Here is a 662-nt window from a genome sequence, read left to right as displayed (position 1 = left end):
ACAACACATACTGGGATGAAAATATGGCTTAAAAGCTTGACGAAGAACCATAGTCACTTGTTATGTATTCGCGTGAATATCCCTCAAAAATACAGGAAAATCATTGGCCGGTGGTGTTGCTGGAACCTGATACATTAAATCCCCTACAAATCCTCTGTGGTAAGTTGAATGATTCACCACGTGGATAATCATATCAGCACGTGACATAGCTCCTTCACCACCACCCACGAATTGAAAATTAACTATTTCAGACAAGGATTTTTCTGATATTTTTTCAGCGTACTCTACATACCAACTATCCATCGCGTTCTGCATTTCCCATAGGTGCTCAAGTGAAGGATGGGTTTCGGTGTTACGCGCTGTATATCCGTGGGAATTACCCAAAAGATGGGCCTTAAATATGTCGTCTATTACGTAGACATGATTAAGTGTATGTATCATATTTCCGAAACGTGTTTGTCGCTTCTTAATTGCTTCACCTTCAGGAAGCTTACTAACAGCCGAAAAGGTCAATTCATCTGCCCATGCCTTATATTTTGTAAGAGTCCTAACTATTTCAAACAATTCCATATTGCTACCTGATGTAATCCCTAAGATGCATAACGCTAAGATAACCTGCGCTGCAGGCGGCAAAAAAATGACCTGGCATTGAATTTAGGCCG

General features: G+C 40.6%; 1 protein-coding gene. It reads right to left on the bottom strand.

The genetic code is table 11. The annotated features are described in order from the left end of the window. Window positions 1-60: 60 nt before the first annotated feature. Window positions 61-570, bottom strand: a complete 510-nt coding sequence (locus ACCI51_RS19430) for a DinB family protein (protein WP_371845084.1) — start codon at window positions 568-570, stop codon at window positions 61-63. Window positions 571-662: the final 92 nt, after the last annotated feature.

It is taken from the genome of Microbulbifer echini, assembly GCF_041447225.1.
Taxonomy (GTDB): domain Bacteria; phylum Pseudomonadota; class Gammaproteobacteria; order Pseudomonadales; family Cellvibrionaceae; genus Microbulbifer; species Microbulbifer echini.
The sequence above is the reverse complement of the archived record's forward strand: the minus strand, read 5'-3'. Positions and strand labels throughout refer to the sequence as shown.

Coding starts and splice junctions, on each gene's coding strand:
- ACCI51_RS19430 (WP_371845084.1), bottom strand. CDS start 570: ATGGAATTGTTTGAAATAGTTAGGACTCTTACAAAATATAAGGCATGG.